This is a genomic window from Streptomyces sp. NPDC015139, from assembly GCF_043079785.1.
GTDB lineage: Bacteria > Actinomycetota > Actinomycetes > Streptomycetales > Streptomycetaceae > Streptomyces > Streptomyces albidocamelliae.
Genome location: NZ_JBIBUW010000005.1, coordinates 543385 through 557175, shown reverse-complemented (window position 1 = coordinate 557175; position 13791 = coordinate 543385). Strand labels below are relative to the sequence as shown.

Below are 13791 nucleotides of genomic sequence, written 5' to 3'. Positions count from 1 at the left end.
CAGCGCGGCTGCGACGCCGCGCCGCGGATCGGGGGGTCTGCCATGAGCGTTGCCCTGGACGTCGGGACCGCACGTCGCGGTACCGGGCTGCCCTGGACGGACATCGCCGTGTCCGCGATCGCCACGGTGAGCTGGGCGTTGATCGGGATGGCGGGCACCGCCGCGCTCGGCCTGCACCTGCTGCAGGCCGACTCCTCGGCCTCACTGGGCCCCATGACGGCGGCCGTTGTGGCGTTGGGTGCGGGTGGTTCGGTCTCGCCGTCCGGCGATGTGTCCGTGTTCGGGCTGAAAGGCGCGGAGGCGCACACCGCCATCGAGATCACGCCACTCGGCGTGGGCCTGGTCGGAGCGCTGCTGCTGTCGTGGTTCTTCCTACGGTCCCTGCGTACGGCCGGAGTTGCCGTCACGCCCGCCGAACTCCTCGCGCGCGCCGGCACGGTGATCGCGCTCTTCGTGGCGATGCTGGGCGGACTCGCCTGGGCCGGGCACGACGTCGTCACCATCGACGGCGGCTCGCTCGGCCTGGACCGGCTGCCGGGCGGAGGCGGGAAAGGCGGCGGCGGCCTGAGCGTCCCGGGCCTCGGGGACCTCGGCGGGCTGCTGCCGGACAAGGTCGGTGACCTGGTCCACGCCGAGGCGGCCGTCGGCTTCACCGTGGACACCCCGGCCACGCTCCTCGGCGGCTTCGGCTGGTGCGTCGGGATCCTGCTGATCGCACTGTTCGCCTCCCGCCGCGCCCCCCTGCCGCCGGGCTGGGCTCCCCTGCACCGGTTGGTCCGGCCGGCGGTCTCGGCACTCGTGACCGTGCTGCTGCTGGCCGTGCTGGCGGGGGCCGCCGCGGCGGCGTACGCGGCCATCGGCGACGACCACCCGCGGCGGATCGCCGGCGCGGCGCTGCTCGGCACGCCGAACGGGGTCTGGCTGGGCCTCCCGCTCGGCCTGTTCGTCCCCTGGGACGGCCGCGCCACCGGCGTGCTCGGCAAGCTGCTCCCCCATCCCCTGGACCAGCTCCTCGGCGGGGGCTCCGACGAGCCGGTGACCCTGGGCCGGCTGGCCGGACTGGACGACCGGGTGTGGCTGCTGGCGGTGGCGTCCGCGCTGACGATGCTGCTCGCCGGGGTGCTGACGGCCCTGCGGACGCCGGTGGTCCGAGGGGCCGGGGCGGCCGGGGGTCCTGCGTCGGCGGCCGGGACGAGCGGCAGCGGGAGGCGTGGCGGCGGGGCCGCCGACAGTGCTCTCGGACTGGCGGGACGGTGCGCGCTGCGGCTGGGGGTCGCGACCGCGCTCGCCCTGCCGCTGCTCGCCCGGCTGACGGACGTGTCCGTGGACGCCTCCCTGTCCGTCCTCGGCTTCGACGCCTTCGGCGCGGGTGTCACCCTGCACGGGCACCTCGGCGCGGCCCTGCTCCTCGGGGCCGTGTGGGGGGCCGGGGCCGGAGCGGTGGGAGCGCTGCTCGCCCGGGCGACCGGGGCGGCGGGGGCATGGGCGGCGGCCGGAGACGGGACCCGGGGCGCCGGGAGCCCGGCCGTGTCCGGGTACGTGGCGGATCAGGGGCGGGCCGGCGTGTGCGGCCCGGCGTCCGGGGGTGGCGGGCGGGTGCCCGGCGGAAGTCCCACCGGGCCGGAGGGCGAGGCCGGGCCGTACGTGCCGGGCCGGCCCCACCGGCCGCCGAACCCCGACACGAACCCCTATCTGCGGGTCCCGGAGGAGGTGCGGGACGCCCCGGCGCCCCGGGCGGGGGACGACGTGTACGGCGCCCCGACCGTCGTCCGGCCGCTGGGCCAGACTCCCCCGCGACAACGGAAACGCCCGGCCGCGCGGTCGGGTGAGCGCCCGCCGGGGCCGGACGGCTCCGAGTGGCCGCCGCCACCGCCACCGCCGCCGCCACCGGGGAGGCCGAAACGCGGCGGGTGAGGCCCGCGGCCCGGGAAGCACGCGATGCAGGGGAAGGAGACCGCCCTGCCGGTCCGAAGAGGGCGGCGGCCGTGGAACTGCCTTCGGGGGCATCCCGTGGCACAGTCGTGGTGGGGCCGGAGACACGCGGGCGGGTGGCCGTGCCGTCCTCCGGTGGCAAGATTCCTGACATCGGGCCGACACCCACTGTTCCCTGTCCGGCAGGCGGACCTCGGCGGCGTGCGGCACTGGGTGCCGGATACGGTGGTGACACCATGAGCGCTTCGCAGACCTCCGAGGTCCCCACTCTCCTCGTCAAGATCTTCGGCAAGGACAGGCCGGGCATCACGGCCGGCCTCTTCGACACCCTGGCCGCCTACTACGTCGACGTGGTCGACATCGAGCAGGTCGTCACCCGGGGCCGCCTGGTGCTGTGCGTGCTGGTCACCCAGCCGCCGGCCGGCCGGGAGGGCGACCTGCGGGCGACCGTGCACAGCTGGGCCGAGTCGATGAAGATGCAGGCGGAGATCCTCTCGGGGCACGGCGACAACCGTCCGCGCGGTGTCGGGCGCTCCCTGGTGACCGTGCTCGGTCATCCGCTCACCGCCGAGTCGACGGCCGCCATCGCCGCGCGCATCGCGAAGGCGGGCGGCAACATCGACCGCATCTTCCGCCTGGCCAAGTACCCGGTGACGGCGGTGGAGTTCGCCGTCTCCGGGGTGGAGACCGAGCCGCTGCGCACGGCCCTGGCCTCCGACGCGGCGGCACTGGGTGTCGACATCGCCGTCGTCTCGGCGGGTCTGCACCGGCGTGCCCAGCGGCTGGTGGTCATGGACGTGGACTCCACCCTGATCCAGGACGAGGTCATCGAGCTGTTCGCCGCGCACGCCGGCTGCGAGGACAAGGTCGCCGAGGTGACGGCGGCGGCGATGCGTGGGGAGCTGGACTTCGAGCAGTCGCTGCACGCGCGTGTGGCGCTGCTGGCGGGGCTGGACGCCTCGGTGGTGGAGAAGGTGCGCGACGAGGTGCGGCTGACGCCGGGCGCCCGTACCCTGATCCGCACCCTGAAGCGCCTCGGCTACCAGGTCGGTGTCGTCTCCGGTGGTTTCACCCAGGTGACGGACGATCTGAAGGAGCGGCTCGGGCTCGACTTCGCCCAGGCCAACACGCTGGAGATCGTCGACGGCAAGCTGACCGGCCGGGTCACCGGCGAGATCGTGGACCGGGCGGGCAAGGCGCGGCTGCTGCGCCGGTTCGCCGCGGAGGCCGGGGTGCCGCTGTCGCAGACGGTGGCGATCGGTGACGGCGCCAACGACCTGGACATGCTGAACGCGGCCGGTCTCGGTGTCGCCTTCAACGCCAAGCCGGTGGTCCGCGAGGCGGCGCACACCGCGGTGAACTTCCCCTTCCTCGACACCGTCCTCTACCTGCTCGGCGTCACCCGCGAAGAGGTCGAGACCGCCGACACGCACGACGAGGACTGAACGCCGGCGGACGCGGGAGGGCCCGGCGCCCCTGAGGCGCCGGGCCCTCCCGCGTACCGGACACGCCGGGCCGTCCGTGACTCACTCCGAGGGCGCCCAGTACTCCGTCAGCGTGGCGACGGCGGGCTCGAGGCTCTTCCAGGGGCCGTCGTGGGAGAGCAGCGCGAAGCCGGCGGCGGGGAAGCCGCGGCGGTTCATCCGGTCGCGGGCATCTCCCTCCGCGGCGCCGGACAGGATGTCGGCCAGGCCGTGGATGCCGGGGTTGTGACCGATCATGATCACGTTGCGCACGTCGTCCGGGATCTCGTTGAGCACGGCGATCAGCTCACCGGGCGAGGCCTCGTAGACCCGCTCCTCGTAGATGGTTTTCGGCCGGTGCGACAGTTCGTGGACGGCGAGCTTCCAGGTCTCGCGGGTCCGGACCGCGGTGGAGCACAGGGCCAGGTCGAAGGTGATGGCGGTGTCGGCCAGCTTCCGTCCGGCGACCGCGGCATCCATGCGGCCGCGCTCGGCGAGCGGGCGCTCATGGTCGGACACCTGGGGCCAGTCTGCTTTCGCATGCCGGAAGAGGGCGATCCTGCGGGGTTCTGCGGCGCTCATGTGACCCAGCTTCGCATGAAACAGGCCACGCGGCGCAGGGAGTTGACATGCGGATTCACCGCGCGCGCAGGCTCCGGGTCAGCGTGCGAGGAGCCGCTGGGCGCGTTCCAGGAGGTGGGTGATCGCCGGGTCGCCGGTCGCCGCGTGGGCGTCCGACGGGTTCAGTATCAGCGCGAGCAGCGCCATGAAGGCGAGCGCGGGCAGGGCGAGGGCCCACCAGGGCAGCCGGATGTCGACGCCGCCCGTGGTCGCCGGGTGGGGCCGGGAGTGGGTGCGAGCCGGCATGGTCGCCTCCGTGTCTTCGAGCGGGTCCGTGACCACGTCGTGCGGTCGTATCTCGAAGGTACGGATCACGGGGCAGCCAACCCATCCGGAAGTCCACCCAGTTGACCCTGAGCCTGACCCCCTAGGGGTTGGGGGGCCAGCACCACCATCGGCGGGGTGCGGGCCGCCGTCAGGGTGACGCGATGGTCGCGATGACGGCGATGATCACGAAGATGGCGAGGAACGAGCCGAAGACGAGCAGCATCTTCTTCTGGCCGTTCTTCGGGTTCGGGTCGAGCACAGGCTGCATGCGCCCAGTCTCGCACCCTTCGTCCGGAGAGTTCCGCCGGGGTCGCCCGGTCAGCGCACCGCCGCTTCCTCCTCGACCGTGCGGTTGCGGCCCGCCAGGACGCCCATGACCATCTGGGGCACCATGAGGGCCGCCATCAGGGCGATCGGCAGCCCCCAGCCGCCGCTGCGCTGGTAGAGCACGCCGACCAGCAGCGGGCCGGGGATGGAGATCAGGTAGCCGGTGCTCTGCGCGAACGCGGACAGCTGGGCCACGCCCGGTCCGCTGCGGGCCCGCATGCCGACCATCGTCAGCGCGAGCGGGAAGGCGCAGTTGGAGACGCCGAGCAGCAGGGCCCAGGCCCAGGCGCCGGCGGCCGGCGCGAAGTACAGACCGGCGTATCCGGCGAGCCCGCAGGCGCCCAGGACCAGCGCGATCGGCCCCTGGTGGGTCAGCCGCGTGGCGACGCGCGGGATGACGAAGGCCAGCGGCACGCCCATCACCATGGTGACGGCGAGGAGGACGCCCGCGGTGCCCGCCGGGACCCCGGCGTCGCGGAAGATCTGCGGCATCCAGCCCATGGTGATGTAGGCCGCGGTGGCCTGGAGGCCGAAGAAGACGGCGAGCGCCCAGGCGGTGCGGCTGCGGGCCATCCGCAGCGGGGCGTGCTGTTCCGCCGTCCCGGCCGCCCGCTGCCGGGACGGGGCGGGCGCGGTGCCGCGGTCCCTCACGAGCGGCAGCCAGGGCAGCACGGCGGCCGCGGCGAGGGCCGCCCAGACGGCGAGGCCGGACCGCCAGCTGCCGCCCAGGGCGCCGGTCAGCGGGACGGTCACCGCGGCCGCGAGGGACGTGCCGAGGGCGAGGGCCATCGAGTACAGGCCGGTCATGGAGCCGACCCGGTCGGGGAACCAGTGCTTGACGACGACCGGCATCAGGACGTTGCTGACGGCGATGCCCATGAGGGCGAGCGCGCTGGCGGCCAGGAAGCCGGCGGTGCCGCCGGCGTAGGGGCGTATCAGCAGGCCCGCGGCGATGGCGGCCATGCCGGCGCAGATCACCGCGGCCGGTCCGAAGCGGCGGGCCAGCCGGGGCGCGGTGACCCCGAAGACGGCGAAGCACAACGGCGGCACGGAGGTGAGCAGCCCGGCCACGCTGCCGCTCATGCCGAGATCGTCGCGCACCTCCTCCAGGAGGGCGCCGAGGCTCGTGATGGCCGGGCGGAGGTTCAGGGCGGACAGCAGGATGCCGGCGACGACCAGCCGGGTCGCCCACGCGCGCGTACGGCCCGCGCCGGGGTTCGTCTCCTCGGTGCCCGCCACGGCGTCCGTACCGCGTTCGGTGGGTGACATCGCCGTACGGGTGTCCACTGTCCGGAACTTCTCACTAGCCATGAGGTCCATCATAGAATCATGGGATGATTGGTTGTCCATTCCCGGGACGTCCCCGCCCGGGCCTCTCGTGCGAAGGTGGGCCATGCCCCTGAGCCACCCGCGCCGTTCGGCGCTGTCCGAGCAGGTCATCGCCGCGCTGCGCCACCAGATCACCTCCGGCGAGTGGCCGGTCGGCTCGCGCATCCCGACCGAGCCGGAGCTGGTCGAGCAGCTCGGAGTGGCCCGCAACACGGTCCGCGAGGCGGTTCGCGCCCTCGCGCACAACGGACTGCTGGACATCCGGCAGGGCTCGGGCACCTACGTGGTGGCGACGAGCGAGCTGGCCGGCGTGATGCACCGGCGCTTCGCCGACGCCGACCCCCGGCACATCGCCGAGCTGCGCTCCACGCTGGAGTCGGCCGCGGCGAAGCTGGCCGCCGGGCGGCGCACCGAGAAGGACCTCAAGCAGCTGGACGCGCTCCTCGCGCGGCGCGAGGAGGCGTGGGAGACGGGCGAGGCGGAGGCCTTCGTGACCGCCGACGCCACGTTCCACCTGGCCGTCGTGGCCGCGTCCCACAACGACGCCATGACCGCCATGTACGCCGACCTGGGCGAGGTGCTGCGCGACTGGCTGCGCGCGGACGTCGGCGCGGAGCTGACCCCGGAGACGCACATGGACCACACCCGGCTGGTGGACGCGATCCGCACCGGGGACGCCGAGGCGGCGGCGGTGGAGGCCGCCAGCTACCCGTTCCTGTGCCGTCCGGACAGGTTCAGCGGACCTTCTGGTGGCTGACCCACACCGAGCCGACGTCCTTCCAGCACCGGCCGCTGAGCCGGACGGTCATCGCGGGCCCGGCGTCCACCGGGGCGCTGTCGGTGTCGATGTCCCACCAGCGGGCGCACTCGATGTGCAGGCGCACGCGGTCGGTGTCGACATAGGGGTTGTGGCAGTAGGCGACCACGTGGGAGCCGTCGACCGAGGTCCGGCAGGCGGCGCCGAACAGTCCGGGCGCGGGAGGCTTGCCGTCACCCGCGCGGACGTGCGACATCGCGTCGTACGGCAGACAGAGCACGAGGGCCACGGCCACGGTCAGCGGGGCCAGGCTGCGGGACAGGCGCACAAGGGGACCTCCTCGCCGGGCTGCGGTGGGGAAATCGCGAGGTGAACGCGTAATCCAGGGTGCTCCGCCGGTGCCCCGGCGGCCCGGCCGGTGGGCCGAACGGGTGACGCCCGCACGCATTCCCCCGTACGGCCGAGGCCCGCACCCCGGAGAGGGTGCGGGCCTCGGTGGCGATCAGGCGCGGCGATCGGGCGCCGGTGGCGGTGATCAGGCGCCGATGGCGTGCAGACCGCCGTCGACGTGGATGATCTCGCCCGTGGTCTTCGGGAACCAGTCGCTGAGCAGGGCGACGACACCCTTGCCCGCCGGCTCCGGGTCCTTCAGGTCCCACTCCAGCGGAGAGCGGGTGTCCCACACGGAGGCCAGCTCGCCGAAGCCCGGGATGGACTTGGCGGCCATGGAGCCGATCGGGCCCGCGGAGATGAGGTTGCAGCGGATGTTCTGCTTGCCCAGGTCACGCGCCATGTAGCGGTTGGTCGCCTCCAGGGCGGCCTTGGCCGGGCCCATCCAGTCGTACTGCGGCCAGGCGTACTGGGCGTCGAAGGTGAGACCGACGACCGAGCCGCCGTTCTGCATCAGCGGCAGGCAGGCCATGGTCAGCGACTTCAGCGAGAAGGCCGAGACGTGCATGGCGGTGGAGACCGACTCGAACGGCGTGTTGAGGAAGTTGCCGCCGAGCGCGTCCTGCGGGGCGAAGCCGATGGAGTGGACGATGCCGTCCAGTCCGCCCAGCTCCTCGCCGACGACGTCGGCCAGGCGGCCGAGGTGCTCGTCGTTCGTGACGTCCAGCTCGATGACCTTGGTGGGCTTCGGCAGCTTCCTGGCGATGCGCTCGGTCAGCGTGGGCCGCGGGAACGCGGTCAGGATGATCTCGGCGCCCTGCTCCTGGGCCAGCTTGGCGACGTGGAAGGCGATGGAGGACTCCATCAGCACGCCCGTGACCAGGATGCGCTTGCCCTCGAGAATTCCGCTCATGGTGATCAGTGACCCATTCCCAGTCCGCCGTCAACGGGAATGACGGCTCCAGTGATGTACGAGGCGTCGTCCGAGGCGAGGAACCGCACCGTCGCGGCGATCTCCTCCGGCTGCGCGTAACGGCCGAGCGGCACCTGCGAGACGATGCTCTCGCGCTGCTCGTCGGTGAGCGCCTTGGTCATGTCGGTGTCGACGAAGCCGGGCGCGACGACGTTGAAGGTGAGGTTGCGCGAACCCAGCTCACGGGCGAGGGAGCGCGCGAAGCCGACCAGGGCGGCCTTGGAGGCGGCGTAGTTCGCCTGCCCCGCCGAGCCGAGCAGACCGACCACGGACGAGATGAGGACGACGCGGCCCTTCTTGGCGCGCAGCATGCCGCGGTTCGCACGCTTGACGACGCGGAAGGTGCCGGTGAGGTTCGTGTCGATGACCGAGGTGAAGTCCTCCTCGGACATGCGCATCAGGAGCTGGTCCTTGGTGACGCCGGCGTTGGCGACGAGAACCTCGACCGGACCGTGCTGCTCCTCGATCTCCTTGTAGGCCTGCTCCACCTGCTCCGGGTCGGTGATGTCGCACTTGACCGCCAGGAAGCCGGCCGGCGGCTCCCCGGAGCGGTACGTGATCGCGACCTTGTCGCCGGCGTCGGCGAATGCACGGGCGATGGCGAGGCCGATGCCCCGGTTGCCTCCGGTGACGAGAACCGAGCGGCTCAACGGATCACCCTTTCGATAGCGGTCTAGCAGCGGTCCGACAGCCCGCCCGAACACCTGGTGACAGGCGGCTTCATCCAAAAACCTATCGGTCGCGCCCCTGCCGCGGGCAATCGGGCACCGACAGTGGCTGGGGGGAGTCACTGTCGGGTCCCTACAGAAACGCCCGGAGACGGGCGGAAACATGTGGTCCGCCGGGCGGGTCGCGCGACATGATCGGAGCCGACAGGCCACGACAGCAGGGAGATCTCCGTGCCCCATTCCATCGACGAAGCCTTCACGGCGCTTCCCCTACGGGCCCTCGCCGACGCCGCGCTCGCACGCGCGCGTGCGCTGGGGGCCGAGCACGCGGACTTCCGGTTCGAGCGGGTGCGCAGCGCCTCCTGGCGGCTGCGGGACGCCAAGCCCGCCGGATCGTCGGACACCACCGACCTCGGGTACGCGGTCCGGGTCGTGCACGGCGGTACGTGGGGCTTCGCGTCCGGGGTCGACCTGACCATGGACGCCGCCGCGAGGGTCGCCTCGCAGGCGGTGGCCATGGCCAAGCTCTCCGCGCAGGTGATCAGGGCGGCCGGGTCGGAGGAGCTGGTGGAGCTCGCCGACGAGCCCGTGCACGCGGAGCGGACGTGGATCTCGTCGTACGAGATCGACCCGTTCTCCGTGCCCGCCGAGGAGAAGGCCGCGCTGCTGGCGGAGTGGAGCGCCCGGCTGCTGGCGGCGAACGGCGTCGACCACGTCGACGCCTCGCTGCTCACCGTGCACGAGAACAAGTTCTACGCCGACACCGCCGGGACCGTCACCACCCAGCAGCGGGTGCGGCTGCACCCGGAGCTGACCGCGGTGTCGGTGGACGAGTCCAGCGGCGAGTTCGACTCGATGCGGACCATCGCGCCGCCGGCCGGGCGCGGCTGGGAGTACCTGACCGGCACGGGCTGGGACTGGGACGCCGAGCTGGAGCGGATCCCCGAGCTGCTCGCCGAGAAGATGCGCGCGCCCAGCGTGGAGCCCGGCCTGTACGACCTCGTCGTCGACCCGTCCAACCTGTGGCTGACCATCCACGAGTCCATCGGGCACGCCACGGAGCTGGACCGCGCCCTCGGCTACGAGGCCGCCTACGCCGGCACCTCCTTCGCCACCTTCGACCGGCTCGGCAAGCTGAAGTACGGCTCCGAGCTGATGAACGTCACGGGTGACCGCACCGCCGAGCACGGTCTCGCGACCGTCGGCTTCGACGACGAGGGCGTCGAGGCGCAGTCCTGGGACCTGGTGAAGGACGGCACGCTGGTGGGCTACCAGCTGGACCGGCGGATCGCACGGCTGACCGGGTTCGAGCGGTCCAACGGCTGCGCGTTCGCCGACTCCCCCGGGCATGTGCCGGTGCAGCGCATGGCGAACGTCTCCCTGCAGCCGGATCCCGCGGGGCTGTCCACCGAGGACCTGATCGGGGGCGTCGACCGGGGCATCTACGTCGTCGGCGACCGGTCCTGGTCGATCGACATGCAGCGGTACAACTTCCAGTTCACCGGGCAGCGCTTCTTCCGGATCGAGAACGGCCGGATCACCGGGCAGCTGAAGGACGTGGCCTACCAGGCGACGACCACCGACTTCTGGGGGTCCATGGCGGCGGTCGGCGGACCGCAGACCTACGTCCTCGGCGGCGCCTTCAACTGCGGCAAGGCCCAGCCGGGCCAGGTGGCCGCCGTGTCCCACGGGTGCCCGTCCGCGCTCTTCCGGGGCGTCAACATTCTCAACACCACGCAGGAGGCCGGTCGATGAGCGCCCGCACCCACAAGCCGCACGAGATCGTCGAGCAGGCCCTGGCGCTGTCCCGTGCCGACGGCTGCGTCGTCATCGCGGACGAGCACTCCACCGCCAACCTGCGCTGGGCCGGCAACGCGCTCACCACGAACGGCGTGACGCGCGGCCGTACGCTCACCGTGATCGCGACCGTGGACGGCAAGGAGGGCACCGCCTCCGGGGTGGTGTCCCGCTCCGCGGTCACCGCGGACGAGCTGGAGCCCCTGGTACGGGCCGCCGAGGCCGCCGCGCGCGGGGCCGCACCGGCCGAGGACGCGCAGCCGCTGGTCGGCGGTGTGCCCCAGTCGCCGGACTTCACGGACGCGCCCGCCGAGACCTCCTCCGCGGTGTTCGCCGACTTCGCCCCGGCGCTCGGCGAGGCGTTCGCACGCGCGCGTGCGGGCGGCCGGGAGCTGTACGGCTTCGCCAACCACGAGCTGGTCTCCACGTATGTCGGCACCTCCACCGGGCTGCGCCTGCGGCACGACCAGCCCACCGGCACGCTGGAGCTGAACGCCAAGTCGCCCGACCGCACCCGTTCGGCCTGGGCCGGCCGGTCCACGCGGGACTTCAAGGACGTCGACCCCGGGGCGCTCGACGCCGAGCTCGCCGTACGGCTCGGCTGGGCGGAGCGGCGCGTGGAGCTGCCCGCCGGCCGCTACGAGACGCTGCTGCCCCCGACCGCGGTCGCGGACCTGCTGATCTACCAGCTGTGGTCGGCGTCGGGCCGGGACGCGGCCGAGGGCCGGACGGTGTTCTCCAAGCCGGGCGGCGGCACCCGCGTCGGCGAGAAGCTGAGCGAGCTGCCGCTGACCCTGCGCAGCGACCCGAACGAGCCGGGCCTGGAGTGCCCGCCCTTCGTCGTCGCCCACTCCTCCGGCGGCGACCAGTCGGTGTTCGACAACGGACTGCCCACGCACGCGACCGAGTGGGTCGACGAGGGGGTGCTGAAGCACCTGACCACCACCCGGCACAGCGCGGGCCTGACCGGGCTGCCGGTCGCCCCGGCGCTCGGGAACCTGATCCTGGACGGCGGCAGCGACCGCTCGCTGGACCAGATGGTCGCGGACACCGAGCGCGGGCTGCTGCTGACCTGCCTGTGGTACATCCGCGAGGTCGACCCGGCGACGCTGCTGCTCACCGGTCTGACCCGGGACGGCGTCTACCTCGTGGAGAACGGCGAGGTGACCGGGCAGGTGAACAACTTCCGGTTCAACGAGTCCCCGGTGGGCCTGCTGGGCCGGGCCGCGGAGGCCGGACGCACGGAGAAGACGCTGCCGCGGGAGTGGAGCGACTGGTTCACGCGGGCCGCGATGCCCGCGCTGCGGATCCCCGATTTCAATATGAGCTCTGTCAGTCAGGGCGTATAACCTCGTAGTCGGCTGTCACCCGACCGCCCCGAAGATCACCGAGGAGACACGAGAACCGTGACGGACATCGTCGACGAGCTGAAGTGGCGTGGGCTGTTCGCCCTGTCCACCGACGAGGACGCCTTGCGCAAGGCTCTCGCGGACGGTCCCGTCACGTTCTATTGCGGCTTCGACCCGACGGCGCCGTCCCTGCACGTGGGGCACCTCGTGCAGGTGCTCACCGTGCGCCGGCTCCAGCAGGCCGGGCACCGGCCGCTGGCGCTGGTGGGCGGCGCGACGGGTCTGATCGGCGACCCCCGCCCGACCGCGGAGCGCACGCTGAACGACCCGGAGACGGTGGCCGGCTGGGTCGGCAAGCTGCGTTCGCAGATCGAGCCGTTCCTGTCCTTCGAGGGTGAGAACGCGGCCGTCATGGTCAACAACCTCGACTGGACCGCGAACCTCTCCGCGATCGAGTTCCTGCGGGACGTCGGCAAGCACTTCCGTGTCAACAAGATGCTGACGAAAGACTCCGTGGCCCGCCGCCTGGAGTCCGACCAGGGCATCAGCTACACGGAGTTCAGCTACCAGATCCTCCAGGGCATGGACTTCCTCCAGCTCTACCGCCGCCACGGCTGCACGCTCCAGCAGGGCGGCAGCGACCAGTGGGGGAACCTCACGGCCGGGCTCGACCTGATCCACCGGCTGGAGCCGGGTGCCGAGGTCCACGCCCTGGCCACCCCGCTGATGACGAAGGCGGACGGCACCAAGTTCGGCAAGACCGAGGGCGGCGCCGTCTGGCTCGACCCGGAGATGACGACGCCGTACGCGTTCTACCAGTTCTGGCTGAACGTGGACGACCGGGACATCTCCAAGTACCTGCGCATCCTGTCCTTCAGGTCCCGCGAGGAGCTGGAGGAGCTGGAGAGGCAGACCGAGGAGCGTCCGCAGGCCCGGGCCGCGCAGCGCGCGCTCGCCGAGGAGCTGACGACGCTGGTGCACGGCGCCGACCAGACCGCGGCGGTCGTCGCGGCGTCCAAGGCGCTGTTCGGGCAGGGCGAGCTGGCGGAGCTGGACGGCCCGACACTGGCCGCGGCGCTCTCCGAGGTGCCGCACGTGCGGGTCACCGAGCTGGGTCCGGTCGTCGACCTGCTCGCCGAGGTCGGGCTCGTCGCCAGCAAGTCCGCCGCGCGGCGGACGGTGAAGGAGGGCGGCGCGTACGTGAACAACGTGAAGGTCGCCGCCGAGGACGCCGTCCCGGCGAAGGAGGACCTGCTGCACGGACGGTGGCTGGTGCTGCGCCGGGGGAAGAAGAACCTCGCCGCGGTCGAGGTCGTCCCCGCCTAGCACGACGAGGGGCGCGCCTCGTACGAGGCGCGCCCCTCGCCCGGGAACGGTCCGGCTCGCTCAAGGGCGGTGCGGCCGGCTCAGGCCCGCTGCTGTTTCCTCTTCCCCAGGGTCGCCATGTAGAGGGCGTCGACGAGCGCGACGATAATGATCGCGGCCACGAGCTGGAAGAAGTGCCGGCTCCAGTCGATGCCCCGGGTCTCCGCGACGCCGAGGGCACTGGCGATGGCGTTGCCCGCGATGGCGCCCAGGATGCCGCAGATGGTGGTCAGCCACAGAGGGCTGTGCTGCTTGCCCGGGATGACCGCCTTGGCGATCAGGCCCAGCACGAATCCCACGATGATCGCCCACAACCAGCCCATGGCTCCTCCTCGTACGGCTCGACGTGAGCACTACCGCCAGTGTGGTTGCGTACACCGTTCGGCGCATGTCGGCCTCCCCCGTACGGGGCCGGGCCCATGGCGTTCCCGCTGGCAGGGCGGTGACCCGGTCTCGTGGGCGGCGCGGGCGCGGCGTACCGTAAGAGATGCCCGGGCCGGTTCCCCGCCGGGTGTGACGACGGTGCGGGCCGGGGTGAGTCCGATGCGCGCGG

The 13791-nt window shown here is 72.6% G+C and carries 14 protein-coding genes; 6 read left to right on the top strand and 8 right to left on the bottom strand.

Annotated features, from left to right (window positions below; translation table 11 throughout):
- Window positions 1–42: 42 nt before the first annotated feature.
- Both ACF08B_RS17490 and serB read left to right on the top strand, forming a co-directional pair.
- Window positions 43–1914 (top strand): streptophobe family protein, encoded by a 1872-nt coding sequence (locus ACF08B_RS17490; RefSeq protein ID WP_392318126.1) that lies wholly within the window; start codon window positions 43–45, stop codon window positions 1912–1914.
- Between the two features lie 254 nt (window positions 1915–2168).
- Window positions 2169–3377: a phosphoserine phosphatase SerB gene (serB, locus tag ACF08B_RS17485; RefSeq protein ID WP_093478797.1), complete on the top strand. Its 1209-nt coding sequence runs from the start codon at window positions 2169–2171 to the stop codon at window positions 3375–3377.
- A gap of 81 nt (window positions 3378–3458) precedes the next feature.
- Here serB and ACF08B_RS17480 read toward each other — a convergent pair whose 3' ends face one another.
- The 4 genes from ACF08B_RS17480 to ACF08B_RS17465 all read right to left on the bottom strand — a co-directional run bounded on the left by ACF08B_RS17480 (window position 3459) and on the right by ACF08B_RS17465 (window position 5933).
- Complete coding sequence (locus ACF08B_RS17480; RefSeq protein ID WP_392318125.1) at window positions 3459–3977, bottom strand: SixA phosphatase family protein; 519 nt, start codon at window positions 3975–3977, stop codon at window positions 3459–3461.
- A gap of 78 nt (window positions 3978–4055) precedes the next feature.
- Window positions 4056–4262: a hypothetical protein gene (locus ACF08B_RS17475; RefSeq protein WP_093478794.1), complete on the bottom strand. Its 207-nt coding sequence runs from the start codon at window positions 4260–4262 to the stop codon at window positions 4056–4058.
- Window positions 4263–4431: 169 nt separating this feature from the next.
- Window positions 4432–4551 carry an SGM_5486 family transporter-associated protein gene (locus ACF08B_RS17470; protein ID WP_392318124.1) on the bottom strand — a complete coding sequence of 40 codons (120 nt, stop codon included), beginning with the start codon at window positions 4549–4551 and terminating at the stop codon, window positions 4432–4434.
- Between the two features lie 50 nt (window positions 4552–4601).
- Entirely contained in the window at window positions 4602–5933 is a 1332-nt protein-coding gene (locus ACF08B_RS17465; RefSeq protein WP_392318123.1) for a CynX/NimT family MFS transporter, read from the bottom strand.
- Window positions 5934–6003: 70 nt separating this feature from the next.
- Between ACF08B_RS17465 and ACF08B_RS17460 the strand changes: the two genes are divergently transcribed.
- Window positions 6004–6696, top strand: a complete 693-nt coding sequence (locus ACF08B_RS17460) for a FadR/GntR family transcriptional regulator (RefSeq protein WP_392318122.1) — start codon at window positions 6004–6006, stop codon at window positions 6694–6696.
- Here the strand turns inward: ACF08B_RS17460 and ACF08B_RS17455 are convergent.
- The 3 genes from ACF08B_RS17455 to fabG all read right to left on the bottom strand — a co-directional run bounded on the left by ACF08B_RS17455 (window position 6674) and on the right by fabG (window position 8709).
- A complete protein-coding gene (locus ACF08B_RS17455) occupies window positions 6674–7024 on the bottom strand; it encodes a hypothetical protein (protein ID WP_073892270.1) in 351 nt (116 codons plus the stop codon). The two genes, ACF08B_RS17460 and ACF08B_RS17455, sit on opposite strands and share 23 nt — an antisense overlap.
- A 207-nt stretch (window positions 7025–7231) precedes the next feature.
- Entirely contained in the window at window positions 7232–7999 is a 768-nt protein-coding gene (gene fabI / locus ACF08B_RS17450; RefSeq protein ID WP_392318121.1) for an enoyl-ACP reductase FabI, read from the bottom strand.
- Between the two features lie 5 nt (window positions 8000–8004).
- Complete coding sequence (gene fabG / locus ACF08B_RS17445) at window positions 8005–8709, bottom strand: 3-oxoacyl-[acyl-carrier-protein] reductase (protein WP_392318120.1); 705 nt, start codon at window positions 8707–8709, stop codon at window positions 8005–8007.
- 249 nt (window positions 8710–8958) lie between these two features.
- Between fabG and ACF08B_RS17440 the strand changes: the two genes are divergently transcribed.
- The 3 genes from ACF08B_RS17440 to tyrS are packed head-to-tail and all read left to right on the top strand — an operon-like array spanning window position 8959 to window position 13199.
- Window positions 8959–10482, top strand: coding sequence for a TldD/PmbA family protein (locus tag ACF08B_RS17440; protein WP_392318119.1), 1524 nt, complete (start codon window positions 8959–8961; stop codon window positions 10480–10482).
- A complete protein-coding gene (locus tag ACF08B_RS17435; RefSeq protein WP_392318118.1) occupies window positions 10479–11873 on the top strand; it encodes a metallopeptidase TldD-related protein in 1395 nt (464 codons plus the stop codon). The genes ACF08B_RS17440 and ACF08B_RS17435 overlap by 4 nt, the downstream gene beginning before the upstream one ends.
- A 57-nt stretch (window positions 11874–11930) precedes the next feature.
- The gene (gene tyrS, locus ACF08B_RS17430) at window positions 11931–13199 is read left to right on the top strand and encodes a tyrosine--tRNA ligase (RefSeq protein ID WP_392318117.1); all 1269 of its coding nucleotides are present in this window, start codon (window positions 11931–11933) and stop codon (window positions 13197–13199) included.
- An 80-nt stretch (window positions 13200–13279) separates the two neighbouring features.
- Here tyrS and ACF08B_RS17425 read toward each other — a convergent pair whose 3' ends face one another.
- On the bottom strand, window positions 13280–13561 hold the full coding sequence (locus ACF08B_RS17425) for a GlsB/YeaQ/YmgE family stress response membrane protein (protein WP_392318116.1): 282 nt from the start codon (window positions 13559–13561) through the stop codon (window positions 13280–13282).
- Window positions 13562–13791 lie beyond the last annotated feature (230 nt).

Excerpts from the sequence above, each read along its gene's own strand:
- ACF08B_RS17490 (WP_392318126.1), top strand. The coding sequence starts at position 43 with ATGAGCGTTGCCCTGGACGTCGGGACCGCACGTCGCGGTACCGGGCTG.
- serB (WP_093478797.1), top strand. The coding sequence starts at position 2,169 with ATGAGCGCTTCGCAGACCTCCGAGGTCCCCACTCTCCTCGTCAAGATC.
- ACF08B_RS17480 (WP_392318125.1), bottom strand. The coding sequence starts at position 3,977 with ATGAGCGCCGCAGAACCCCGCAGGATCGCCCTCTTCCGGCATGCGAAA.
- ACF08B_RS17475 (WP_093478794.1), bottom strand. The coding sequence starts at position 4,262 with ATGCCGGCTCGCACCCACTCCCGGCCCCACCCGGCGACCACGGGCGGC.
- ACF08B_RS17470 (WP_392318124.1), bottom strand. The coding sequence starts at position 4,551 with ATGCAGCCTGTGCTCGACCCGAACCCGAAGAACGGCCAGAAGAAGATG.
- ACF08B_RS17465 (WP_392318123.1), bottom strand. The coding sequence starts at position 5,933 with ATGATGGACCTCATGGCTAGTGAGAAGTTCCGGACAGTGGACACCCGT.
- ACF08B_RS17460 (WP_392318122.1), top strand. The coding sequence starts at position 6,004 with ATGCCCCTGAGCCACCCGCGCCGTTCGGCGCTGTCCGAGCAGGTCATC.
- fabI (WP_392318121.1), bottom strand. The coding sequence starts at position 7,999 with ATGAGCGGAATTCTCGAGGGCAAGCGCATCCTGGTCACGGGCGTGCTG.
- ACF08B_RS17435 (WP_392318118.1), top strand. The coding sequence starts at position 10,479 with ATGAGCGCCCGCACCCACAAGCCGCACGAGATCGTCGAGCAGGCCCTG.
- ACF08B_RS17425 (WP_392318116.1), bottom strand. The coding sequence starts at position 13,561 with ATGGGCTGGTTGTGGGCGATCATCGTGGGATTCGTGCTGGGCCTGATC.